Origin of the sequence: Streptomyces sp. NPDC050548, from assembly GCF_044457385.1 — a bacterium.
In the GTDB taxonomy this organism is placed as follows: Bacteria; Actinomycetota; Actinomycetes; order Streptomycetales; family Streptomycetaceae; genus Streptomyces.
Genome location: NZ_JBITGV010000019.1, coordinates 141,921 through 165,383 on the forward strand (window position 1 = coordinate 141,921; position 23,463 = coordinate 165,383).

General features: G+C 71.1%; 20 protein-coding genes. 13 read left to right on the forward strand and 7 right to left on the reverse strand.

Annotation, left to right across the window (positions count from 1 at the left end):
• Position 1: 1 nt before the first annotated feature.
• Positions 2-919, reverse strand: coding sequence for an expansin EXLX1 family cellulose-binding protein (locus ACIBJH_RS39195; RefSeq protein WP_399121704.1), 918 nt, complete (start codon positions 917-919; stop codon positions 2-4).
• A 148-nt stretch (positions 920-1,067) separates the two neighbouring features.
• On the opposite strand from ACIBJH_RS39195, the gene ACIBJH_RS39200 reads away from it, so the two are divergent.
• The gene (locus tag ACIBJH_RS39200; RefSeq protein WP_399121705.1) at positions 1,068-1,601 is read left to right on the forward strand and encodes a hypothetical protein; all 534 of its coding nucleotides are present in this window, start codon (positions 1,068-1,070) and stop codon (positions 1,599-1,601) included.
• Complete coding sequence (locus ACIBJH_RS39205) at positions 1,598-2,404, forward strand: HEAT repeat domain-containing protein (protein WP_399121706.1); 807 nt, start codon at positions 1,598-1,600, stop codon at positions 2,402-2,404. The genes ACIBJH_RS39200 and ACIBJH_RS39205 overlap by 4 nt, the downstream gene beginning before the upstream one ends.
• Before the next feature lie 17 nt (positions 2,405-2,421).
• Here ACIBJH_RS39205 and ACIBJH_RS39210 read toward each other — a convergent pair whose 3' ends face one another.
• From ACIBJH_RS39210 to ACIBJH_RS39220, 3 genes are all read right to left on the reverse strand, one after another.
• Positions 2,422-3,027 carry a hypothetical protein gene (locus ACIBJH_RS39210; RefSeq protein ID WP_399121707.1) on the reverse strand — a complete coding sequence of 202 codons (606 nt, stop codon included), beginning with the start codon at positions 3,025-3,027 and terminating at the stop codon, positions 2,422-2,424.
• A 94-nt stretch (positions 3,028-3,121) separates the two neighbouring features.
• Positions 3,122-4,564 (reverse strand): carboxylesterase/lipase family protein, encoded by a 1,443-nt coding sequence (locus ACIBJH_RS39215; RefSeq protein WP_399121708.1) that lies wholly within the window; start codon positions 4,562-4,564, stop codon positions 3,122-3,124.
• A gap of 63 nt (positions 4,565-4,627) precedes the next feature.
• The gene (locus ACIBJH_RS39220; RefSeq protein ID WP_399121709.1) at positions 4,628-5,914 is read right to left on the reverse strand and encodes an MFS transporter; all 1,287 of its coding nucleotides are present in this window, start codon (positions 5,912-5,914) and stop codon (positions 4,628-4,630) included.
• A 140-nt stretch (positions 5,915-6,054) separates the two neighbouring features.
• Between ACIBJH_RS39220 and ACIBJH_RS39225 the strand changes: the two genes are divergently transcribed.
• From ACIBJH_RS39225 to ACIBJH_RS39265, 9 genes are all read left to right on the forward strand, one after another.
• Positions 6,055-7,308: an ROK family protein gene (locus ACIBJH_RS39225; protein WP_399121710.1), complete on the forward strand. Its 1,254-nt coding sequence runs from the start codon at positions 6,055-6,057 to the stop codon at positions 7,306-7,308.
• A 718-nt stretch (positions 7,309-8,026) separates the two neighbouring features.
• On the forward strand, positions 8,027-9,034 hold the full coding sequence (locus ACIBJH_RS39230; RefSeq protein WP_399121711.1) for a LacI family DNA-binding transcriptional regulator: 1,008 nt from the start codon (positions 8,027-8,029) through the stop codon (positions 9,032-9,034).
• A gap of 245 nt (positions 9,035-9,279) precedes the next feature.
• The gene (locus ACIBJH_RS39235; RefSeq protein WP_399121712.1) at positions 9,280-10,614 is read left to right on the forward strand and encodes an ABC transporter substrate-binding protein; all 1,335 of its coding nucleotides are present in this window, start codon (positions 9,280-9,282) and stop codon (positions 10,612-10,614) included.
• Positions 10,615-10,621: 7 nt separating this feature from the next.
• The gene (locus tag ACIBJH_RS39240; protein WP_399121713.1) at positions 10,622-11,569 is read left to right on the forward strand and encodes a carbohydrate ABC transporter permease; all 948 of its coding nucleotides are present in this window, start codon (positions 10,622-10,624) and stop codon (positions 11,567-11,569) included.
• A gap of 47 nt (positions 11,570-11,616) precedes the next feature.
• Positions 11,617-12,423 (forward strand): carbohydrate ABC transporter permease, encoded by an 807-nt coding sequence (locus tag ACIBJH_RS39245; RefSeq protein WP_399121743.1) that lies wholly within the window; start codon positions 11,617-11,619, stop codon positions 12,421-12,423.
• Positions 12,424-12,452: 29 nt separating this feature from the next.
• Entirely contained in the window at positions 12,453-15,179 is a 2,727-nt protein-coding gene (locus ACIBJH_RS39250; protein ID WP_399121714.1) for an alpha-mannosidase, read from the forward strand.
• A gap of 58 nt (positions 15,180-15,237) precedes the next feature.
• Positions 15,238-18,219, forward strand: coding sequence for a glycoside hydrolase family 2 TIM barrel-domain containing protein (locus ACIBJH_RS39255; protein WP_399121715.1), 2,982 nt, complete (start codon positions 15,238-15,240; stop codon positions 18,217-18,219).
• Between the two features lie 124 nt (positions 18,220-18,343).
• Positions 18,344-20,062: an MOSC domain-containing protein gene (locus ACIBJH_RS39260; RefSeq protein ID WP_399121716.1), complete on the forward strand. Its 1,719-nt coding sequence runs from the start codon at positions 18,344-18,346 to the stop codon at positions 20,060-20,062.
• A gap of 166 nt (positions 20,063-20,228) precedes the next feature.
• Positions 20,229-20,633: a hypothetical protein gene (locus ACIBJH_RS39265; RefSeq protein WP_399121717.1), complete on the forward strand. Its 405-nt coding sequence runs from the start codon at positions 20,229-20,231 to the stop codon at positions 20,631-20,633.
• On the opposite strand, the gene ACIBJH_RS39270 is transcribed toward ACIBJH_RS39265, so the two are convergent.
• On the reverse strand, positions 20,623-20,790 hold the full coding sequence (locus ACIBJH_RS39270) for a hypothetical protein (protein WP_399121718.1): 168 nt from the start codon (positions 20,788-20,790) through the stop codon (positions 20,623-20,625). The genes ACIBJH_RS39265 and ACIBJH_RS39270 overlap by 11 nt on opposite strands.
• Between ACIBJH_RS39270 and ACIBJH_RS39275 the strand changes: the two genes are divergently transcribed.
• Positions 20,789-21,466: an RNA polymerase sigma factor gene (locus ACIBJH_RS39275; protein WP_399121719.1), complete on the forward strand. Its 678-nt coding sequence runs from the start codon at positions 20,789-20,791 to the stop codon at positions 21,464-21,466. The two genes, ACIBJH_RS39270 and ACIBJH_RS39275, sit on opposite strands and share 2 nt — an antisense overlap.
• Positions 21,463-21,819 carry a hypothetical protein gene (locus ACIBJH_RS39280; protein WP_399121720.1) on the forward strand — a complete coding sequence of 119 codons (357 nt, stop codon included), beginning with the start codon at positions 21,463-21,465 and terminating at the stop codon, positions 21,817-21,819. Before ACIBJH_RS39275 ends, ACIBJH_RS39280 begins: the two co-directional genes overlap by 4 nt.
• Here the strand turns inward: ACIBJH_RS39280 and ACIBJH_RS39285 are convergent.
• Both ACIBJH_RS39285 and ACIBJH_RS39290 read right to left on the reverse strand, forming a co-directional pair.
• Entirely contained in the window at positions 21,797-22,813 is a 1,017-nt protein-coding gene (locus tag ACIBJH_RS39285; protein ID WP_399121721.1) for a sugar kinase, read from the reverse strand. The genes ACIBJH_RS39280 and ACIBJH_RS39285 overlap by 23 nt on opposite strands.
• Positions 22,810-23,457, reverse strand: coding sequence for a bifunctional 4-hydroxy-2-oxoglutarate aldolase/2-dehydro-3-deoxy-phosphogluconate aldolase (locus ACIBJH_RS39290; RefSeq protein ID WP_399121722.1), 648 nt, complete (start codon positions 23,455-23,457; stop codon positions 22,810-22,812). The genes ACIBJH_RS39285 and ACIBJH_RS39290 overlap by 4 nt, the downstream gene beginning before the upstream one ends.
• Positions 23,458-23,463 lie beyond the last annotated feature (6 nt).

Genomic DNA, 23,463 nt, shown 5'->3' on the forward strand with positions numbered 1-23,463 from the left:
TTCAGTGCTTGGCGAACTGGAGGCGCGTGGCCTGTACGACGTCGGGGCGCACCGCGAGTGCGGGGACGGTGAGTTGCTCGCCGTAGATGTCGGTGAGCCTGATCGCGCCGCCGCAGCCGCTGCCGCTCTCGGAGAGGAAGTAGTTGTAACTGGCGCGCGGCAGTTGACGCCAGGTGCCGCCCGCGAGGACCTCCAGGCGGGCCAGCGGATTGCGGTGGCCGATCGCCTGGATACCGCACCAGTAGCGGCTGGACCCGGTCTTGTAGCGGATCGAGATCGTGTCGGAGGTGCTGGGGCTCACCAGGCTCCAGGTGATCGGGATCCGTCCGGCCGAAGGGCTGGCGATTTTGGCGAAGGCCTGCGCGCTGAGGTCGATCTGCCCCGGTGCGCAGTCCCCCGGGCACTCGTTGGTGATCCGGACGGTGACCGTGGCGCCGCCGGCCGCGCGGACGAGCACATACGCCCCGCACGCCTTGGACGACTCGTAGTCGGTGGTGTTCATCGCGCCGGTCAGGACGTCGTCGCTCGGGTCGTACAGACAGGCGCCGCCGCCGTCCGCGTCGTAGAAGGTGGCGACACCGCTGTAGGTGACGCCGGGCCGGATGCGGCCCGCCAACGAGGCGGTACCGGCGGCCTGTTGACGGGACTTCGTGGCCGCCGGCGAGGCCGAGGTGGCGGTCGGACGGGCGGACGGTGTCGCCGACGGCTTCTTGGACGCGCCGGTCGCGCGCGCGGACGGAGAGGCGGAGGCAGTCGAAGTACCGGTCGCGGACGGGGAGTTCACCGCGGATCCGGTGGCCGCGTGTCCCGCCTCGGTCTTCACGTCCTCGCCGCTCTTGCCACCGGGCAGCAGCACCAGGGCAAGCGACACGACGATGAGTACCGCGGCCGCCGACAGAAACAGCCACCGCTTGGACACCGGACCTCCTCGACGGCCACCCTCCGTTGTCCGGAGTGATGGAGGAGGCGATCGTGCCAGCCTCGGGGGGACGGCGGCAAGCCCTTTCTGCGGAGGGGCAGTTGGGGCGGATGTCGAGTGGGGTGGCCGGTGCGGATTGAATACGGTCATGGACTCCCCGATATGGGCCGCGCTGTCGGCCGCCGAGCGTTCCGCCGTGGACGCTCTGATCCAGCGCGACCACCGGCTCGCGGCAGTCGCCCGGGTGCGTGAGGCGTTCCCGGCCGACGCCAGACCGGGGCTGTACGAGACGCTGGACGTGGTGGCGGAGCGCTACCGGGAGTTGGGCCGGAGTTTCGAGCGCGGCCCGACCCCGCCCCTGGACCTCACGACGCTCACGGAGCAGGTCGAGGCGTTGCCCGGCCGGACGGTGGCCATCGAGGCGCTGTGGGACGGCGACAGCGAGGGCTGGTGCGTGGACCTCGTGGCGCACACGGACGTCCCGCTCGCCGAGTACCGGGTCGCCACCGTCCGGCACGGTGGTGACCTGCGGCTGTTCAACGGCGTAGTCCCGCCATGGCCCGAGGCACGAGAAGCGGAGACGGTCGGCCGTGCCCTGGCCGAGCGGTTCGGCGTGCCGTTCCACTTCGCCAGTCCCGACGAACCCGAGATCGACGCCCCGCGCTGGAGGACCACCTCATGAGCGACACCGCCGAACGGCTCGACTCCCTGGCCGTCGAACTGGCCGACCCCGACTGCGACTTCGACCGGATCGCAGCCCTGGAAAGCGAGCTGCTGACCGCCCGGGACACGGGCCTGGTCCCCCGCCTGCGGGAGCACCTCGCCGGTGCCGTGGAGGCCGGGGACGGGTACGGACGCCACGTGCTCAGCGGCATCCTGGCCGCGACGGCCGGCTCCAGCGCCCTGCCCGAGCTGCTGCATGCCTTCGCGCACGATCTGGGGGACGACCAGGACTCCCTGACGGCGACAGTGACCGAAATCGCCCGCCAGGACCGCGCCTACGCGCGGAGCATCGTCCTGCCGTGGGTCACGGGCCCCGACCCCGGCCTGCGCAGGACAGCGCTGTGGTTGCTCGGCTACGTTCCCGAACCGGACGACCTCGACATCCTGGCCGACGCCGCCCAGGATCCCGACGACCGCGTCCGCCGTATGACGACAGGAGCCATCGGCAGTCACACGGAGACCTCAGCGCGGGCCGTCGATCTGCTGACGGCCCTGCTCGCGGACCCCAGCTCCCGGGTGCGAGTGAGCGCCCTGAGCACCCTCGGTTTCGCAGGCCGGCCCAGCACCCTGCCGGCCATCCACCGCCTCGCCGAGGACGACAGCACCGACGTACGGGCATGGGTCGCCATCACCCTGAGCCGGTTCCCCGCCCCCGAACCGGCGACCTTGCCCGTACTGGACCTCCTCGCCCACGACCCCGACGCCTACGTACGGGAGAAGGCTGTCGCCGCCCGGAAGAAGCTCGCCGCCCGACTCATGTGAAGCACCGCCGAAAGAGCTCACCGACGCTCGAACCCGTCGGCCCGGCTCCAGCGGAGAGTGGAGCCTCTTCCGAAGACGACCCGTTGCCCGTCGTCGGAGACCGAGGCCCGTTCCCAACCGTCGAAGTTCTTCGTGACGTTGATGCTCCAGTCGGTCAGGTCGCCGGTGACGACGGCCGCGAGGGACTCGCTCGGGGGCTCGCCGTCGTAGCAGTAGGTGCCGAAGTCGGCGATCGCCGCGACGGTTCCGTTCTTGGTGCGCAGGTGGATGCCCTGGCAGGCGTCGGTCGTGGTGCGGTAGATGACCGTCGGCTCGGTCCAGGCCTTCGCGCGGGGGCTGTAGTGCTGCTCGACGAGCCCCTTGCCCCGGAGGTAGTGCAGGGCCACGCGGCGGCCGTCACCGAGTTTCGCCTCGGCGTCGTACGGGCTTGGACTGCCGCTCCAAGGGAGGTCGCTCTTCTGCAACTTGGAGGTGTAGACCGTGGATTCCGGTGAGGTGGCGGCACTCCCGGAAGGTTCCTTCACCGGCGCCGGGTTCTGATGCGCGCATCCCGCCGCCAGAGTCAGCGTCACGAGCACGCCCAGCATCCCTCCGACCGACGCCCTCATGCCGGGCTTGTGCATACGTGGTCTCCCGTCGCCCCTCCGCAGCATAGGGGCGACCTGCACCTTCGCAACGGACCTCTGCTGCCGACCCGACAGCAGAGGTCCAGCCGGTTCAAGGAGTGGCCGGTGATCCCGTCCAGATGCGGCGCTCCGCGCTCAGCGGGTCGTCCAGCGTGTGCGGGGTGGTGTTCCAAGTCATCGTGGTACGGCGCTTGTTGGTATAGCGGGGCCACTCGGGGCCCGGGTCGAGGTCGCGGACGAAGGCGACCCAGGCGCCGTGCATCGCGTCGGCGAGGGACTGGGGTGGATGCGGGCCCGTCGCGGCCGTGACGCGCTCGGCGTCGAGGAGGTCGAACGCGAAGGGGATCTCCACGCAGTGGGCGGCGCTTCCATAGGTGAAGTGGTAGAGCCAGGTGGGGAGTTCGTGATGTGCGCGGGCCTCGGCGAGGGCGAGTGAAGGGCCCCGGAAGATGGCGTCGGTGAGGGCCTGGCCCACGCGTTGTGCCGGGTCGTCGTCGTGGTGGAGCGTGACGTAGGCGGTCACGGCCTCCGGTGCCAACCCGTTTGCGGCCAGCACCGCCTGTACGGCCTCGATCGGTGCGGGGGTCTCTGCCGAGCCGGCCCCGACCGGCGGGTTGAACTCCCGCTGGGTGAAGCCGAGCAACAGCGGGACGGGAGCGGCGCTGCCGTCGGCGAAGGCCTCGGGCACGGGGACGGGGATCAACTCCCCGTCGGCAAAGGGCGCCAGCGTCAGCCCGGCCTCCGGAGTGGCCAAGGCGTCCTGGAGCGCGAGCAGTTCGTCGACCGTCAGGTCGCGGAGCGCGGACGCCAGGGCGGGGACACCCGTGCGTTCCGTCAGGCGGGCCGAGTCGGCGAGTGCGTCGCGTCGGTGTTGCGGGGACCTGACCGCGCCGGACTGGGAGATCGCGGCGCGGAAGAGGCCGTGTGCTGAGGGAGTGGCCATCAGGGTCTGTGCGGCGCCGCCGCCGGCCGACTGTCCGGCGACGGTGACCTTCGCGGGGTCGCCGCCGAACGCGTCGATGTTGTCGCGTACCCAGGTCAGTGCGGCGATCCAGTCGAGCACACCGCGGTTGTCGGGGGCGTCGTCGAGGTGGAGGAAGCCCTCGATGCCGAGCCGGTAGCCGATCGACACGAGGACGACTCCGTCGCGGGCGAAGGCCGAGCCGTCGTACCAGGGGCTGGCGGCGGATCCGGCGACGTAGCCGCCGCCGTGGATCCAGACGAGGACCGGCAGACCGGCGCCCGAGTGCGGGTCCGGGGTGAAGACGTTGAGGTTGAGGACGCCGTCGCCCGGTACCGAGGGTTCGGGGATGGTGGTGGGGCCGTCGAGGATGAAGGGGCGGCGTTGCGCGGTGGGCCCGTACCGGGTGGCGTCGAGTGGATCGGTCCACGGCTCGGGCGGGACGGGGGCGGCGAAGCGGAGGTCGCCGACCGGGGGCTTGGCGTAGGGGATGCCGAGGAAGCGGGCGGTGGTGTGCCGCCACGTCCCGAGGACGGGTCCCTGGGACGTGGCGGCGATCACGGACTGGGGCACGGAGCGACTTCCTTGTGGAGGTGGGCAGTTACAGGTGACGGTCGAAGTTTCGTGCCTGGCTCGCTACTTGACGCTCTTGATGGGCCGGATGGCGAGCGCGCTGATCAGTACGACGGCCATGGCGAAGACGAACAGGACGCGGTAGCCCGGCAGTTTGTCGCTGCCTGCCGCGAAAGAGGTGATGAGTACGGAGGCGATGATCGGGCCGAGGGCCTGGGGGACGTTGGTGGCGATGTTGAGGATGCCGAGGTCCTTGCCGGCCGCCGAGCCCTTGGGCAGGACCTCGGTCATCAGGGCCATGTCCAGCGACATGTACGTGCCGAACCCCATGCCGCTGACCAGCGCGTAGGCGTACATCGCGGGCAGGGTGGGGCTGAGCAGCGGGATGGCCATGGAGAGGGCGAGCAGGACCGACGCGCCGATCACGAAGATCTTGCGGCGGCCGGTGCGGTCGGAGATCTTCGCGGCCGGGACGGCACCGGCGAGCGTACCGACGAGGGCGAGCACCGACATCAGCTGCTGGGCGCTGTCCACCGCGTCGCCGTCCAGGCCGACGTAGTCCTGGAGGGCGTAGCGCTGGTAGGTGGCGACGCCCCAGTAGCCGAGGATGAAGGTCATGCGGGCCACGAACGCCCAGGCGAAGTCGGGGTGTTGGCGCGGCGAGACCCAGAAGCCGGTGAGGAACTCCCGCCAGGAGAAGGGCTCCGGGGGCTCGGGGCGGGTGCGGTCGCGGTTGAGCAGGACGAAGGCGAGCACGGTCACGAGGACGACCGCCGCGATGACGCCGTAGCCGAGGCCGAGGCGGCCGGCGTAGCGGGCGGCGAGGATCACGCCGAGGGTGGCGCCGAGGTTCGAGCCGAGGCCCACGAAGGCGGAGACGATGCCGAACCGGCGAGGGGCCACCCGGTCGGCCATGACGGCGGTGAGCGGGGCCTGGACCACGTTCAGCAGTACCTGGACGGCGACCCACAGCAGGGTGAGCCAGAGCAGGGTGGTGGCGTGGGAGATGGCGAGCAGGGTGAGGACCGCGCCGACGGCGCCGAACAGCATCCAGGGGGTGCGGCGGCCGAGGCGGCCCCGGGTGCGGTCGGAGACGGCGCCGATGATCGGCTGGGCGAAGAGCGTGACGATGGACGAGGTCATCGTCACGAGAGCGAGGTTCGATTCCTTCGCGGCGGCGTCGAGGTTCTGGATCTGGGTGGGAAGCAGAACGACGACGAGACCGGCGTAGGCGGTGTAGAGAGCGGCGAATCCCGCACCCATCGACCACATCAGGACGTTGACCTGGGAGCGGCCCAGGGTGTCGTCCGTTTTGGCAGTGGCGGGGGCGGAAGAGGTCGAAGCGGACAAGGACGCCTCCACGGGGACGGACCGGCTTCGTTGCCGGTGTCGGGAGTATGGACTCGCCCATTTATTTATTTCAAGACTCGAAAAAATATATCTTGGACACCCTGACCGGATCACACAGCGCCGGAGGCACAATCGTGCATGTGAACGCCCCCGCCGACTCGACCGACGTACGACGCCGCAATCTGGCCCTGGTACTGCGGTACCTCGACACCCACGGCCCCTGCGCCCGAACCGAGGTCGCCGCCGGGACCGGGCTTGTGCACGCCTCGGTCACGGCGCTCGTCGCGGAACTCATCGACCGCGGTCTGGTCCGTGAGGCGGGCTCGGTTCCGTCCGGCGGCCGGGGCCGGCCCCGGCGGCTGCTGCGACTGGTGCCCGAGCGGGTGGTCATCCTCGCCGCGCAGGTGACCCTGGAGTCCGTGCACGTCATGGCCGCCGACTTCCGCGGCCGTGTCCTGCACCGCGAGTCGGCGGCGCACCACGCGCCGTACGGCGATCCGCGCGCCCTGGCCGCGGTCATCGGATGTGCCGCTCGGGCGGCCGGGGCCGCGGTCCGGGACGCCTCACCGGACGCCCATGTCGCCCAACTCACCGTCGCCATGGCCGGACCGGTCGTCGGACCCGGCCAACTGGTGGCCGCGGCCATCGACTTCGGCTGGCACAGCACCGACCTGCGCGCCCTGGTGGTCGACCAACTCCCCGGTATCGACTGCCCGGTTGCTGTGGTCAACGACGCCAACATGGCGGCCCTGGCCGAGTACCACGCCCTCGCGGCCGCCGGCGTACGACACCCGGAAACCGTCGCCTACATCAAGGCAGACACCGGAGTCGGCGGCGGGCTGCTCGTCAACGGCCGTGTGCACAGCGGGAGTCACGGCATGGCGGGCGAGATCGGGCATCTGCCGATCGCCCTCGACGGTCCCGCATGCCGGTGCGGCACCCGGGGTTGCCTCGCGATGTACATCGGGCCCGAACCCCTCATCCACGCGGCCGGGTTGGACACCGTCGCCGAGTCGCAGGGGGGCGAGGCCGCGCTCGCCGAACTGGACCGCCGGCTGCGCGCGGGCGACCCGGCCGCGACCGCCGCGCTCGGCGCCGCCGGACACGCCCTGGGCGCGGCCGTCCTCGGCGTCTGCGGTGTCACCGACGTAGGCGAGATCATCCTCGGCGGCTACCTCGCGACCTGGGCCAAGTGGTTGCAGCCCGGCCTGGACGCCCGCCTGGCCGGACGCCGCGCCCTCGCGCCGGACACCCAGCCGGACATCACCTTCGGCGTCCTCGGCACGGAGGCGACGCTGCGCGGCGCGTTCCAGACCTGCCGCGACGCCCTCCTCGACGACCCGACCAGCGTTCCGGCCGTGCCGGCGCCCCCGGTCGGGGTGACGTCCCCGTAGCGCTGCCGCCGTCCGGTAACGGGGCCGTCCCCACTGCTCGCGGAGCGCCCCGACACCCGCGCCGCGCGCCTCCGGCCAATGGCCGTCTCTTCACCCGGCCGCCCCCGACCTGCCGCGACACCCTCCTCGACGACCCCACCAGCGCTCCCGCCCTCCCCCGGACCCCGGTCACCCTGACATCCCCACAACCCCGCGACCATACGGCGGCGACCCCTCCCCCGCCGCCCGCCACCACGGCCACGGAGCACCCCGACACCCGCGCCGCGCACCTCCGGCCGAAGGCCGTCTCTTCGACCGGCCGCCCCCGACCTGCCGCGACACCCTCCTCGACGACCCGACCAGCGTGCCGGCCGTGCCCGCGCCGCCGGTCGGGGCGGCGGTTCCGTAGCGACAGGGCCGACGCCGGTTGGTCGGACGACCCCGTCGCGGCACGGCCGTCCGGGACGCGGGAGTCGTTGCGACGGTCCCGTAGCGGCACGTCCGGCGGGTACGACGGCCCAGAGCGACGCGCCTGTCCGGCAGTCACGCGGGCTCGGTATGACGCCTCGTGGCGGCGCGCGCCCGTCCCGCAGTCACCCCGTTTCCGCTGCCCGCCGCCCTGGTCGCGGAGCGCCCCGCCGCCTCCCGCCGACGGTCGTCGCTTCGTCCGGCCGCCCCGCTACGTGCATACTCGGGCCTTGCGCGCGCACCGGCGTTCGCGAGAAGCGGGAGGTGGGCGATGGTGCTGCCATCAACAGCGGGGACCGAGCCCCGGAAAATCACGATCAACGACGTCGCCAAGTCGGCCGGGGTTTCCCGGCAGACCGTGTCACGAGCACTCAACGACAAGGACGAGATCGACGTCGACACCAAGCAGCGGGTGCTCGACGCCGCTCGCGCGCTCGGGTACCGCCCGAGCCGGTTCGCCCGGGGTCTGGTCCGCCAGGACACGATGACGATCGGGCTGGTCATCCCCGACCTGCTCAACCCGTTCTTCACCGAGGTCGCCGCCGCCGCGCTGGAGGCGGCCCGCTCCCGTGGCTGGCAGGTCGTCGTCTACGACACCGGGGACCGGGCGGAGGAGGAACTCGGCACGCTCCAGGTGATCAGCTCCCAAGTGGACGCGGTCATCGGCTACTTCAGCTGCCCCGAGAGCGAGTTGGAGAAGTTCACGCGTGGCATGCCGGTGGTGCTCATCGGCCGGGAGCAGCGGACACGGTTCAGCGCGATCACGATCGACGGCTCGGAGGGCGTGCACGCGGCGGTCGCGCATCTGGTCGCGCGGGGGCACACCCGGATCGGGATGCTCGACCACCACACCCGCGCCGAACCGAGCATCCGGCACGCGTGGTTCACGACGGCCGCGACCGCACACGGGATCGACCCGGGCCTGGTGGTCGGCGCGGACCAGACCGCCGACGGCGGCGGGGAGGCGCTCCGGGCCATGCTCGCCGCCCACCCCGACGTCACCGCGGTCTTCACGTTCAACGACATCATCGCGATCGGCGCCCTGCGGGAGGCCCGCCGGCTGGGCCGGAACGTCCCGCACGAGCTGGCGGTCATCGGCTTCGACGGCCTGCAGCTCGGCGCACTGGTCGAGCCCCCGCTCAGCAGCGTCGCCCTCGACACGCGCGGGCTCGGCGCCCTCGCCATCGAGCAGATCGCGCGGCTGCTGTCGGGCGCCGAAGCGCTGGCGGCCGACGAGCTGGTCGTACGGGCCGAACTGCGGCTGAGCGGCTCCGCCTGATCCGCACGGGACCGCATCCGGTCCGAATGTCTTGACACTCCCCCGCGCCGAAGCGCAAACTTCCGAACATTCGCAACACACTTGAAACAGGTTTCGCACAGAGAGTCCCGTGAGCGCTCACGGGAGCGCTCACGGAGACCTCGTACCGCAACAAAATGGTGTACCCACTCCAGCAGGAATCCCTCCCGGGGGATCAGCACCGAGCCGCCTAGCACCGCCGCTAGTCGTTGTCTGGAACGGAAACTATGAGCAGCAGAATCACTCGCTTCCGCCTCGCCGTCGTCGCCGTGGCCGCCAGTGTCTCCGTACTCGCCGGATGCTCGTCATCCACGACGTCGGCCAAGACATCCGCGACCTCCTGCGCCCCCGCGAAGGGCAAGGTCACTCTCCAGTACTGGAACACCGTTCCGGGCATGGACAAGGTGGTCGCCCTGTGGAACAAGAAGAACCCGAACATCCAGGTCGAGACGAAGAACATCTCCAACGACCAGTACGGCATCCTCAGCAACGCCCTCAAGGCGGGCAAGGCCCCCGACCTCTCCCAGGTCGGCTACGACGAACTCCCCAACCTCCGCACGCAGAGCGCGTTCGTGGACGCGTCGGCCTGCTCGGCGGCCACCGCGGCCAAGTCGAAGTTCGTGCCGTGGACCTGGTCGCAGGCCAGCTTCGGCGACACCGGCGTCTTCGCCATGCCGCAGGACACCGGCCCGATGGCCCTCTATGTGCGGAGCGACATCTTCAAGAAGTACGACATCGCGATCCCCACCACCTGGGACGAGTACGCGGCTGCCGCAGCCAAGTTGCACAAGGCGGACCCGAAGCTCGACATCACGTTCTTCGACCCGAACAACGCCGAGTGGTTCAACGGGCTGCTCTGGCAGAACAACGCCCAGATGTACAGCTACTCCGGCAACAAGTGGCAGGTCACGGTCGCCTCGGACCAGAGCAGGCAGGTCGCCGACTACTGGCAGAAACTGATCGCCGGCAAGCTCGTGCGCACCGACCTCGCCAACGGTTCGACGCAGATGTACGCGGCGTACCAGAAGGACCAGATCGCCAGCTACGTCGGCGCCGCCTGGGGCTACAGCATGTTCCGCGACAACCTCCCCAAGCAGGCCGGGAAGTGGACGATCGTCCCGATGCCGACGTGGGGTTCGGACGGTGCCTCCGGTGACTGGGGCGGTTCGACCGTCGCGTTCATGAAGGGGAGCAAGCACCTCTACGAGTCGGTCAAGTTCAACACCTGGCTCAACACCGACCCGGAGGCGCTCGCGCTGGAGAACCAGCTCGGCGGCCTGTACCCGGCGGCCAACGCGGGGCTCCAACTCCCCGCGCTGTCCAAGGGAGTTCCGTACTACAACAACGAGAAGATCTTCGACGTCTTCGCCGACTCGTCCAAGAAGATCAACACCACTTTCGCCTGGGGCCCGACCCAGAAGACGGTGAACCTGGCGCTGCAGGACGCGATGGCCAAGGCGGCGGCCGGGAGCGGCACGCTCTCCGACGCCCTGGCGACGGCACAGGCAGCCGCGCTCAAGTCGATGAAGGATCAGGCGATCCCGGCAGCGGCGGGCAAGTGACCGCACGATGACCGACATCGCGACCCGCGCGACGCGTCGGGTGGCGTCACCCGGGGGCCGCCGCCGTCTCAACGGTGGCGGCCCCCGGGCGGGCACCATCTTCGCGTTCGTGATCCCCTTCTTCCTCCCGTTCGTGCTCTTCTACCTGGTGCCGGTCGGCTACGCGCTCTGGCAGAGCGTCCGCGTCGTGCGCCGCACGGGCGGGCAGTACGGCACCTCGTACACGACGTTCGGGGGTTTCGAGCAGTACACGAAGGTCTTCCAGAACCACGAGTTCTGGTCCAGCGTCGGCCGCATCGGACTCTTCGGCATCGTGCAGGTGCCGGTGATGCTGTTCGTCGCCCTGGTGATCGCGCTCCTCCTCGACACTCCGCTGCTGCGGCTGAAGTCGGTGTTCCGCATCACCGCGTTCATGCCGTACGCGGTACCCGGTGTCATCGCCGCGATCATGTGGTCGTACCTCTACTCACCTCAACTGAGCCCCGTAGTCGACCTGTTGAACGGCATCGGGCTCCATCCCGACTTCCTCGGGCCGGGCGCGGTGCTGTGGTCGGCGGCGAACATCTCGACGTGGCTGTGGACCGGCTACAACATGCTGATCATGTTCTCGGCGCTGCAGTCGATCCCGCAGGAGCTGTACGAGGCCGCCAAGTTGGACGGCGCCGGCAACTGGACCATCGCGTGGCAGATCAAGGTCCCGATCATCGCCCCGTCGATCATCCTCACCACGGTGTTCTCGATCATCGGCACACTCCAGCTCTACGCCGAGCCGGCCGTGCTGCGGCAGATCTCCTCGAACATCTCCAGCACGTTCACGCCCAACATGCTCGCCTACGCGGTGGCCTCCGGGAACAACTACCAGCAGGCCGCGGCCATTTCGGTGGTCATCGCCGTCATCACCTTCGTCCTGAGCTTCGGGTTCATGCGACTGACCTCGAAGAGGGCCGGCCTGTGAGCAAGCAAACCGTGAGCCGTGAGAGCCAGGTCAGCCGTACGGCCGCCATGGCCCTGATGCTCCTCCTGGCGCTCTACTTCCTGCTGCCGATCTACTTCCTGATCGTCGCGGCCACCAAGCCGCAGGGCGACCTCGCCGCCACCAACGGCCTGACGTTCTCGCACTTCAACCTGTTCGAGAACGTGCGGGTCCTGTTCACCCGCAGCGACGGCATCTTCGGCAAGTGGATCGTCAACACCGTGATCTACGCGGTGTTCGGCGCGGCCGTGGGAACGCTGATCTCCGCGCTGTGCGGCTACGCGCTGGCCAAGTTCCAGTTCCGTGGGCGGGAGTTCCTGTTCTCCGTCATCCTCGGCGGCGTCCTCGTCCCCACCACCGCGCTCGCGCTCCCGCTGTTCCTGCTGTTCTCGGCGACCGGGATCGTCAACACGTACTTCGCGGTGTTCCTGCCGAGCATCGTCAGTCCGTTCGGTGTCTATCTCGCCCGGATCTTCGCCAACGCGGCTGTTCCGCAAGAGCTGTTGGAGTCGGCGCGGCTCGACGGCGCCGGTGAGTTCCGCACGTTCTTCTCGGTGGCGTTCAAGCTGATGACGCCGTCGCTGGTGACGATCTTCCTGTTCCAGTTCGTCGCCATCTGGAACAACTTCTTCCTGCCGATGGTGATGCTGCAGAAGGAGTCCCTCTTCCCGATCACGCTCGGCCTCTACGAGTGGAACGGCCAGACCGCCCGCGCCCCGCTCCTCCAAGAGTCCGTCATCACGGGCTCGTTGGTGTCGATCGTGCCGGTGATCATCCTGTTCATCCTGCTCCAGCGGTTCTGGCGCACCGGACTCGCCGCCGGTTCCCTCAAGTGACCGCCCCCGCACAGAAGGTGCCACCCGTCATGAGCGACTCCGCTGTCTTCGTGCCCCATTTCCACTGGGACCGGGAGTGGTACGAGCCCTTCCAGGTGTTCCGGCACCGGCTCGTCGCCGCCCTCGACACCGTGCTGGAGACGGCGGAGACGGACCCGGAGTCCCGGTTCACCGTCGACGGTCAACTGGCCGCGATCGAGGACTACTTGGAGATGCGGCCGGAGAACCGCGACCGGGTCGTCGCCCTGGTCCGCGAGGGCCGGCTCGCCATCGGGCCCTGGCTGATCCTGCTCGACGAGTTCCTCTGCTCCGGCGAGACCATCGTCCGCAACCTCCAGATGGGATGGGCGGCGGCCGGGGAACTGGGCGGCGCGATGCCCGTCGGCTATCTCCCCGACATGTTCGGCCACATCGCGCAGATGCCGCAGATCCTGGCCCGGGCCGGCATCGAGCACGCGGCGCTGTGGCGCGGGGTGCCCGGCTCCGTCGACGGCCACGCCTTCAACTGGCGTGCGCCGGACGGCTCCCAGGTCCGCACCGAGTTCCTCTTCGACGGCTACGACAACGGCCTCGACGTACTCCTCGTCCCCGAGCAGATCGGCCGCGCCCTGGGCGACTACGCGGAGATGACGGCCGAACGGTGGGGCGGCGACCCGGTGTTGGCGATGGCCGGCACCGACCACAACGCGCCCGACCCCCAACTGGCGTCCTGGCTGCGGCGGGCCTCCGGCGAGGGGCGCCCCATCACCGTCGCCACGCTCGACGAGTACCTCCGCAAGCACGTCCGTGACGAGGTGACCGCGGTTGTCACGGGTGAGCTGCGCAGCCATGTGCGCGGCAACATCCTCCCGGGCGTGCTGTCGGTGCGGCTCGGGCTCAAGCAGCGGATGGCGCTCGCCGAGCGGACGATCGACCATGCCGAGCGCATGAACGGGCTGTGGTCCCGGCGCGACGACTCGCCGTTCCTGCGCCTCGCCTGGCACAAGATCATCGAGTCGACCGCGCACGACTCGGTCGTCGGCTCCGGCACCGACGAGACCTGCGACCAGGTCGCCGCCCGCCTCGCCGAAGCCACCCAGGCGGCCCGTGCCGTACGGGACGCGGCGCTCGCCGAGCCCGCCGCGCTGGTGCCGAGCGACGGCCACCTGGTCGCCAACCCGCTGCCGTTCGACCGTACGGCGCTGGTCGAGGTGGATGTCGTGGCCCCACCCGAGGGGACCGTGCTCATCGCTACCGCCGCCGACGGTTCGACGGCCCCCGTACAGCTGATCTCCGAGGCGCCGACCGTCCTCAGCGACGAGCGCATGGACGCCTCGCAGTTGGAGCGCGTGCTGCGCCGTATCCACCGCCGCGAACTGTTCGGCCGGCTGATCGACCACTACGAACTCACCGCCGGTGAGCTGGTGTTCCACCTCGCCGAGGTGCCGACGAGCGGACCCTTCGACCTGCTGATCCTGCGCCGCGAGGTCGCGGAGGCAGCCGCGGCGCATCCGGGTGAGTGGCGGGTGCTGACACTGGAGGAGGCCCGGGCCACCGCACTCGTACCCGTGGACGTTCCGGCCTCCGGGCTGGCGAGCTTCCGGGTCGCTCCGAGCGAAACCACCGCTTCGACCGCGTCTCTCCCCGCCACGGCGACCGACCGCACGCTCACGAACGGGTTGGTCGAGGTCACGGTCGCCGCCGACGGCACCCTGGACATCACCGGGCAGGACGGCACCGTGCTGTACGGCGTCGGGCGCCTGGTCGACGGCGGTGACCGGGGCGACAGCTACAACTACGCTCCCCCGGCGCAGGACGTCCTCGTCTCGGAGCCCACGGAGATCACCGTCGAGGTGCTCGAAACCGGCCCGCTGCGCACGCGGTTGAGCGTCACGCGGGTCTACGAGTGGCCCGCCGCGCTCTCCGCCGACCGCGATGTGCGTGGTGACCAGGTCGTGCCGACGCCGGTGGAGATGCTGGTGGAAGTACGTGCGGGCGAGCCGTTCGTGCGGGTCTCCACGTCCTTCCTGAACCAGTCCGCCGATCACCGGCTGCGCTTCCATGTACCGCTGCCCGAGCCGGTGACCACGTCCGCCTCGGCCGGGCAATTCGCCGTCACCGAGCGCGGGTTGACCGCCGAGGGCGGCTGGGGCGAGTATCCGCTGCCGACCTTCCCGGCCGGTTCGTTCGTGTCGGCGAGCGCGGCCACCGTCCTGCTCGACCACTCCAGCGAGTACGAACTCGTCGGCCACGGCGCCGAATTGGCCATCACCCTGCTGCGCGCGATCGGCTCCATCAGCGTCAACATCCACCCCCTCCGCGACGAACCGGCGGCTAGCGAGATCCCCGTACCCGGTGCGCAGGACCTCGGGATGCGGATCGAGAACCGGTTCGCCGTGGTGCCCTCGGCGTCCGGTTGGCGTGGTGCGCATGCGGTGGCGCTCGCCGAGGAGTTCCGGGGCGACGTCCTGGTGACTCGTGGCACCGGGCCCGCCGGGGGTCAACTGCCGCCGGACCGGGCCGGGTTGCGGGTCGACGGGAAGGACGTCCTCGTGTCGGCCGTTCGCCGTGTCGGCGGCGACGACGCCCAAGTCACCGGCACCGAGGTGCGGTTGACCGCGATGAGCGACACTGCGTCCACGGTCCGCGTGACGGGGACCTTCAGCGAGGCCACGACCGTCGATCTGCTGGGCCGGCCGCTCTCCCGCACCCCGGTCACCGACGTGCTCGAACTCGACCTCGGTCCCTGGGAGATCCACACCGTCGTGCTCCGGTAGACCGCCATGATCGAATGCAATACGCCCCGTTCTGCTCTCATGAAAGCGTTGTGACCTCTTGCTCCCCGAGTTCTCCCCCCGTGTTTCCGACCTCGCACCCGGCCGTGGTGCCCTGCGCCCGGCGCGCTCGTGGCTGCACTCCGACGCGAAGTCCCTCTCCCTGAACGGGTCCTGGCGTTTCCGCCTGTCCCCCATCGCGTCGGCGGCGGAGGACTTCGCGGCCGAGGGCTTCGACGCCGACGGCTGGGACAGCATCCCCGTGCCCGCGCACTGGGTGCTGGAGGGTGATGGCGCGTACGGCCGCCCGATCTACACCAACATCCAGTTCCCGTTCCCGATCGACCCGCCGTACGTCCCGGACGAGAACCCGACCGGCGACTACCGCCGTACCTTCGACGTGCCCGCCGACTGGTCGGACGCCGAGCGGGTCGTGCTGCGCTTCGACGGTGTCGAGTCGCTGTTCCGGGTGTGGGTCAACGGGGTGGAGATCGGCGGCGCGAGCGGCAGTCGGCTGGCCCACGAGTTCGATGTGACGTCCGCGGTGCGGCCCGGTGAGAACGTGGTCGCGGTGCGGGTGCACCAGTGGTCGGCGGCCAGTTATGTCGAGGACCAGGACCAGTGGTGGCTGCCGGGCATCTTCCGCGATGTCACCCTGGTCGCCCGGCCGGCCGGGGGTATCGAGGACGTCTGGCTGCGGACCGGCTTCGACGACGGGCGCGGCCGGGTCGAGGCGGAGATCACCGCCGACGCGACGGCGTTCCCGGTCACCCTGCGCATCCCCGAACTGGGCGTGGAGCGGGTCTGGACGGCGCCGACCGATGTGACGCCCGTCGACATCGCCGTCGTGGAGCCGTGGTCCGCCGAGCAGCCGCGCCTCTACGACGTCACCGTGTCGACGGCCGCGGAGACCGTCACCCTGCGCGTGGGCTTCCGTACGGTCGAGATCCGCGGGGACCAGTTCCTGGTGAATGGCCGCCGGGTCGTGTTCCACGGGGTGAACCGGCACGAGACCCATCCGGAGCGCGGCCGGGTCTTCGACGAGGCGCACGCCCGCGAGGACCTGGCGCTGATGAAGCGGTTCAACGTGAACGCGATCCGCACCAGCCACTACCCGCCGCATCCCCGGCTGCTGGACCTCGCCGACGAGCTCGGGTTCTGGGTGATCCTGGAATGCGACCTGGAGACGCACGGCTTCGACAAGGTCGGCTGGACCGGCAACCCCAGTGACGACCCGGCCTGGCGCGAGGCGTACCTCGACCGGATCGAGCGCACCGTCGAGCGGGACAAGAACCACCCCAGCATCGTGATCTGGTCGCTCGGCAACGAGGCGGGCACCGGCAGCAATCTCGCCGCGATGTCGGCGTGGGTCCACGCCCGCGACGCCGAACGCCCGGTGCACTACGAGGGCGACTACACCGGCGAGTACACCGACGTCTACTCCCGGATGTACGCGTCCGTGCTGGAGACCGAGCAGATCGGCGTCGACGGCTCGCGCGCCCCGCTGCTCAACTGCACGCCCTCTCAAGGCGCCAGGCAGCGCACCAAGCCGTTCCTGCTGTGCGAGTACGCGCACGCGATGGGCAACGGGCCGGGCGCGTTCGACCAGTACGAGGCGCTGGTGCACGAACACCCGCGTCTGCACGGCGGTTTCGTCTGGGAGTGGCGCGACCACGGCATCCTGGCCACGGCCCCGGACGGGACGCCGTACTACGCGTACGGCGGTGACTTCGGGGAGGTCATCCACGACGGCAACTTCGTGATGGACGGCATGGTGTTGAGCGACGGCAGCCCGACGCCCAGCCTGTACGAGTTCAAGGCCGTGGTGGCGCCGGTGGACTTCGCGTTCGACGGCGAGAAGGTCGCGATCACGAATCTGCGGCACACGGCCGACACGTCCGACCTGCGGTTCCGCTGGCGGGTCGAGCACGACGGAGTGCCGGTGGATTCAGGGGAGTTGGAGGTCCCGCGGGTCGGGGCGGGCGACTCGGGGTGGGTGTCGCTGCCGACGGTCGCGGTGGCGCCGGACGCCGAGACCTGGCTGACGATCGACGCGGAGCTGGCGCGGGACACGGCATGGGCGCCCGAGGGTCATGTGGTGGCAACTGCCCAGCTGGACCTGTCGGTTCGCCGTCCGGTGCCCGCTGTCCGACCCCGGACCGGCTGGCGCCCCGGCGACGGAACCCTCACGCTCGGCATCGCCGAGTTCGTCGGCGGGTCGCTCGTGCGCCTCGGCGAACGGGCCGTGGCGGGGCCCCGGTTGGAGCTGTTCCGTGCGCCGACGGACAACGACAAGGGGGCGTGGGGCGAGGTCGAGGAGAGCGACGCGAGCGTCTCGGGGGTGTCCAACGCCGAGCTGTGGCTGCGTGACGGTCTCGACCGACTGACCTCGCGACGGGTGTCCGTGGAGCAGACCGAGGACGCGCTGCGCACGATCGACAAGGTCTCGGCCGCCGACTCGGGGCTGTCGGTGCTGGTGGAGTCGGTCTGGTCGCGGGAGAGCGACGGCGAGGTGGAACTGCGGGTGGAGATCCAGCCCTCGCACGGCTGGAAGACGGTGTGGCCGCGGATCGGGATGCGTTTCGAACTGCCCGACGGTACGACTCCCGTCGACAGCGCCGAGTGGTTCGGCCTGGGCCCGCTGGAGTCCTACCCCGACAGCCTGCGCGCGGCCCGCACCGGCCGGTTCGCCGCCGGCATCCGTGACCTCTCGGTCGAGTACGCGCGGCCCCAGGAGACGGGACACCGATCCGCGGTGCGCCGCCTCGCGCTGACGAGCGGCGACACCGAGGCGCTGCGCGTCGAGGCGCTCCCCGACGCACGGGGCCGCCGTCCCGGCTTCACGCTGAGCCGTCACACCCCGCAGGAGATCGCCCGGTCCGGACACCCGTTCGAACTGCCGGTTTCGACGTCGAGCCACCTGACCGTCGACGCCGCGCAGCACGGCCTCGGCTCACGGGCCTGCGGCCCGGACGTGTGGCCGGCGTTCGCGCTGCGCCCGGAAGCCCGCACGATCAGGCTCCGGATCACGGCACCGAACTAGAGCATGTACTGCATGTACTGAGGGTGCGGTCTCGCACGGCGGCGACCGCACCCTCAGTATGGGAAGGGACGACTGCCGTCCCGGGTGCGACCGTGCCGGTCGTCCCCGCGGGAAGGAGTTCCCCGTGCCCACCCTGCTGTCGGTGAATGTCGGGATGCCGAAGGACGTTCCGTGGGAGGGCAGGACCGTCCGCACCGGGGTGTGGAAATACCCGGTACAGGGGCCGGCCATGGTCCGTCGGCTCAACATCGACGGCGACGGCCAGGGCGACACCGCCGGTCACGGCGGTGAGCAGCGGGCCGTGCTCGTCTACCAGATCCAGTCCTACCGGCACTGGCGGCGACACTTCGGCCGCGACGACCTCGATTACGGGCAGTTCGGCGAGAACTTCACCGTGGACGGCCTGCTCGACGACGAGGTGTGCATCGGTGACCGGTACCGCATCGGCGAGGCCGAGTTCGAGGTCACCCAGCCGCGCGTCACCTGCTACCGGGTCGGTATGCGCTTCGGCGAGCCCGAGCTGGCCGCGCTGCTGGTGAGCCATCACCGTCCCGGCTTCTACATGCGCGTCCTCCGCGAGGGGCGGGTGCGGGCGGGCGACCGGATCGTACGGACCAGGACGGGTCCGGGCGCGCTGAGCGTGGCCGACACGGACGCGCTGCTCCACCTCCCCGGCCGCGACCCCGCCAAGCTGCGGCTCGCCCTGAACGTGCCCGCGTTGAGCCCCGGTTGGCAGGGGTCGTTCCGGGATCTGCTCGCCGCCGGTTCGGAGCCCGCCGCCCGCCCGGCCTGGGACGGTTTCCGCCCGCTGCGGGTGACGGACGTGACCGTCGAGAGCACGACGGTCACCTCGATCCGGCTGGCCGACCCCGACGGCTCCCCGCTCCCGCCCGCCCGCGCGGGCCAGTACCTGACCCTGCGCGGCCCCACCGCGACCGGCCCGGCCCCCGTGCGCAGCTACTCGCTCTCCGCCGCGCCCGACGCCGGCAGCTACCGGATCAGCGTCGAACACGCACCGCACGGGACGGTGAGCGGCTGTCTGACCACGCGGTTGCGGCCCGGTGCGGACCTCCAAGTCGCCGCGCCCCGTGGTGAGTTCGTGTACGCCGAAGGCAGCGGGCCGGTGCTCCTGGTCTCCGCCGGTATCGGCCTGACTCCGGTGCTGTCCATGCTGCACACGCTCGCCGCCCGGAAGAGCGAACGTGAGGTCTGGTGGATCCACGGCGCCCGCGGCCCCCGCGAACACCCCCTCGCGGCCGAGGCACATGACCTGCTCGTCTCGCTGCCGCACGCGCACGAGTGCGTCTTCTACAGCGCGGCCACACCCGAGGAACGCCAACGCGCCCACGCCTCCCCGGGCCGCCTCACCAAGGACAGGCTGATCGCGCTGTCCGTCCCCGCCGACGCGACCGCCTACGTGTGCGGCCCCGCCCCCTTCATGGCCGACATACGGCAGGCCCTCACCGAGGTGGGCGTCGATCCGGCGCACATCCACACCGAGTTGTTCGGGGCCCTGGCCGCCATCAACCCCGGAGTCACCGGGCGGCCCGCCCGAGCACCCCACCAGCCGCCGGGGCCGCCCGGCACCGGCCCGACGGTGACCTTCGCGCGCAGCGGTCTCACCGTCCCGTTCGGCGACGGCGGGCGCAGTGTGCTCGAACTCGCCGACGCCTGCGACGTCCCCACCCGCTGGAGCTGCCGCACCGGCGTCTGCCACACCTGCGTGACGCCCCTGCTGTCCGGCAGGATCACCTACTCCCCCGAGCCGCTCGAACCACCGGCGGCCGGTGAGGTCCTCATCTGCTGCGCCCGGCCGGGAACGGACATCGTCCTCGACATGTAGGGCCGCCGCGGACTCGTCGTGGAAAAGATTCTTCCGACCTGCAACCTCGATGCCGTCGGAACGTCTGTCCGGGTGGAGGCGCCTCCGAGCCAGGGCCTTCGCCACGGGAAACCACCTGTGGCGGCGGCCCGACAGACCGTTCACCATCGACGATTCGAGGAATCACATGTCTGCAGGTCACACTGCCCGCCGCAGCCTCCGCGCGGGCCGGGCACGGATCGCCCTGGGCGTCACCGGCGCCGCCGCCGCGCTCGCCATCGGCAGCTCGGTCACCGCCCACGCCGACAACTCCGCACCCGCCCCCAAGCCGGCGCCCAGCCAGGTGACGTACCCCGGTGTGTGCCCCAAGCCGGAGCCGGTCGACGCGGTGCCGGGCGGGAACGACGGCCCGTTCAAGGGCAAGCAGGTGTTCTACACCCTCAACAGCGGCGACCCGGTCGACGCGGTGCCCGGCGACGACTGCGCGGGGATCCCGGACGGCGGTGACCCGGTCGACGCCGTGCCCGGCGGGAACGACGCCACTCCGGGCCACGCCGCCCGGGAAGCCAAGCCCGCTCCCGTCAAGCGGTGACGGAGCAGGACCACGCGGCCGAGCGCCGCTGATCGGCCGCGGGCCGTTCGGTGGCCCGTGCCGAGGTGGAGCCGCCGGGTCCCTGCCCGGCGGCTCCGCCGCCCGTCCGGCCGCTCCGGGCGGTGAGTACGAAATCCATGATGTCCGGGAGATCCATGAAGGCAGCGACCACCCTGACCGCTCCGGCCCACGGCGGCCCCACGGGCGCGTACCGGCCCCTGTGTGCCCCGGCTCCCACCTGGGCCGACGCACTGCGCCGGGCGGTACGGCGGCTGGTGCGCGGCGCGGCCCCGGGCCCCCGGCCCTCGACGGTGTCGGCCCCGCCGGCCGTTCCGGCCGACTTCGGCGAACCCGGCATCGACGAGCTCTACGCGCACCGCCGCCTGGACCTGGTCCGGCTCGCCCTGCTGCTGGTGGACGACCTCCCCACGGCGGAGGACGTCGTCCAGGACGTCTTCGCCGCGCTCTACCGCCGCTACGGCGCGCGGCTGGCCGGTCTGGACAACCCCGACGCGTATCTGCGGACGAGTGTGGTCAACACCTCGCGCTCGGTGCTGCGCCGCCGCCGTACCGTACGTGCTCATGTCCCCGAACGTGCGGAACACGCGGCGTCGGCCGAGGAACCCGTACTGCTGCGCGAGGAGCACGGGGAAGTGGTCGCGGCCCTGCACCGGCTGACCCGGCGGCAGCGCGAAGTGCTGGTCCTGCGGTACTGGTCCCATCTCAGCGAGGCGCAGATCGCCGACACGCTGGGGCTGTCCCGCGGTGCGGTCAAGTCAACGGCGAGCCGGGCACTGGTCGCCCTGCGCAGAGAGTTGGAGGCTCCCCGATGATCGAACAGGACCTCGGTTCCGGTGTCCCGCCGGACTCCGTCGAACAGCGGCTGCGCGACGCCCTGCGCGCCCGGGCCGACTCCGTCGACCTGTCCGCGCTGCGCCCCGCCGTCCCGCCGACCGCGCGGGCCCGGTTCCGTCTCACGGCCCTCCGGCCCGTCCGCCGTACCGCTCTCGCGCTGCTGGTCGTGGCCGCCGCGGTGGTGGGTGTCCTGTTCGCGGCGACGCACCTGGACCACAGGACGCCGGTCGGGCCCGCTCGTCCTCCGTCGGTGTCGCCCACCTCCGGTGACATGGACGCCAGCCCCGACGCGCCCGGTTCGAGCCCGGTCACCGCGGTGCCCCATCCGTGACCGGGACGGCCAACTGCCCTGTCCCTGTGGCCCATTCGTCGGCCGGGAGGGCGAGGAGCCGTTCGATCCGGGCGCTGTCCGGCAAGGGTCCGTGATCGGACGTCACCTTCAGTGCCGACGCGGCCGTGATGTGTCCCAGGCGCAGCGCGCGCACCATGTTCTCGCCGCGCAGCAGACCGGTCAGCACCCCGGCCGCGAAGGCGTCGCCCGCGCCGACCGGCTCCACCACGTCCGTGCCCAGCGCGGGAACGGTCCAGGTGCCCTCCGCGCCGAAGGCGACGGCCGACCGGCCGCCGTCCTTGACGACGAGGAGTCGCGGGTGCGGCAACAGGTGCCGTACGCCCGCCGGTTCGAGGTCCGCGTCCCAGAGGTCCTGTGCCTCGTCGAGTCCGACGAAGGTGATGTCGGCCCGGTCGGCCAGGTCGCGCAGCACGGTGGCGGCCGTACCGGGCGGCCACAGCGCGGGGCGGTGGTTGACGTCGAAGCTGATGGCGTACGGCCGTTCGTCCGGCGGGACGGCGAGCGCGGTGGCCACCAGGCTCCGGCAGGACGGGGACAGGGCCGCGGTCACGCCCGTGAGATGAAGGACGGAGGCCGACCGAAGACGGTCGTCGTCGAGTACGTCGGGGCCCATCGCGGAGGCCGCCGAGTTGCCGCGGTAGTAGTGGACGCGGGTGCGGCTGCCGGTCGGCTCCTTCAGGAGCAGGCCCGTGGGCCGCTCCGGGTCGCGGCGCACGCCGCTCACATCGACGCCCGCCGCGCCGACCTCGGCGCGCACCCGCCGTCCCAAGGCGTCGTCGCCGACCGCCGAGAGCCAGGAGACGGGGATCCCCAGATCGGCCAGGTACATGGCCACGTTGGACTCCGCCCCGGCCACCGACACCCGCAGGTCGTCCGCGCTCTCCAGTGACGCGGACGGGGCCGGGGCCAGAGCCGCCATGGTCTCTCCGATGCAGACCACCGCGCCTTCGGCCGACCGCAACCCGTTCTTCATGACGCCTCCCCCGCGAACGAGGCTTTCCGTACGACGGTCAGCAGGGCCCGCGCCCGGGTGCGCAGCGCGCTCTGGCTGCCGCCGTCGGCGGCGTCCCCCACCAGCGGCGACCCGACTCCGACCGCGGTCGCTCCGGCGTCCAGATACGCGCGGGCGGCCGCCTCGTCCACGCCGCCCACCGGCACGAACAGCTCGTGCGGGAACGGGCCGCGCAAGGCCTTCAGATAGGCGGGGCCGCCCGCCTCGGCGGCCGGGAAGATCTTGAGGGCTGCGGCACCGAGAGGGCGTGCGGCCAGGATCTCGGTGGGGGTCATCACTCCCGCCAGTACCGGCAGGCCGAGTCGGTGTGCCTCGCGGATGCCGTCCCCGAGTGCGGGGGTGACGGCGAAGTTCGCGCCGGCCCGCCGGGCGGCGCGGGCGTCGTCGGCGGTCAGGACCGTGCCGGCGCCGAGGGGCCGGTCGGGGCCGAGTTCCTTGCGGGCCCGCTCGATGACGGACAGGGCGTCCGCACCGGTCAGGGACACCTCGATCAGTTCGACGCCTTCCTCGGCCAGCGTCAGTACGGTGCGCACGGCGGCTTCCGGATCGGTGCCGCGGACGATCGCGAGGAGGCGATGGGTGGCCAGGGCCGCTCGAAGATCCATGGGTCG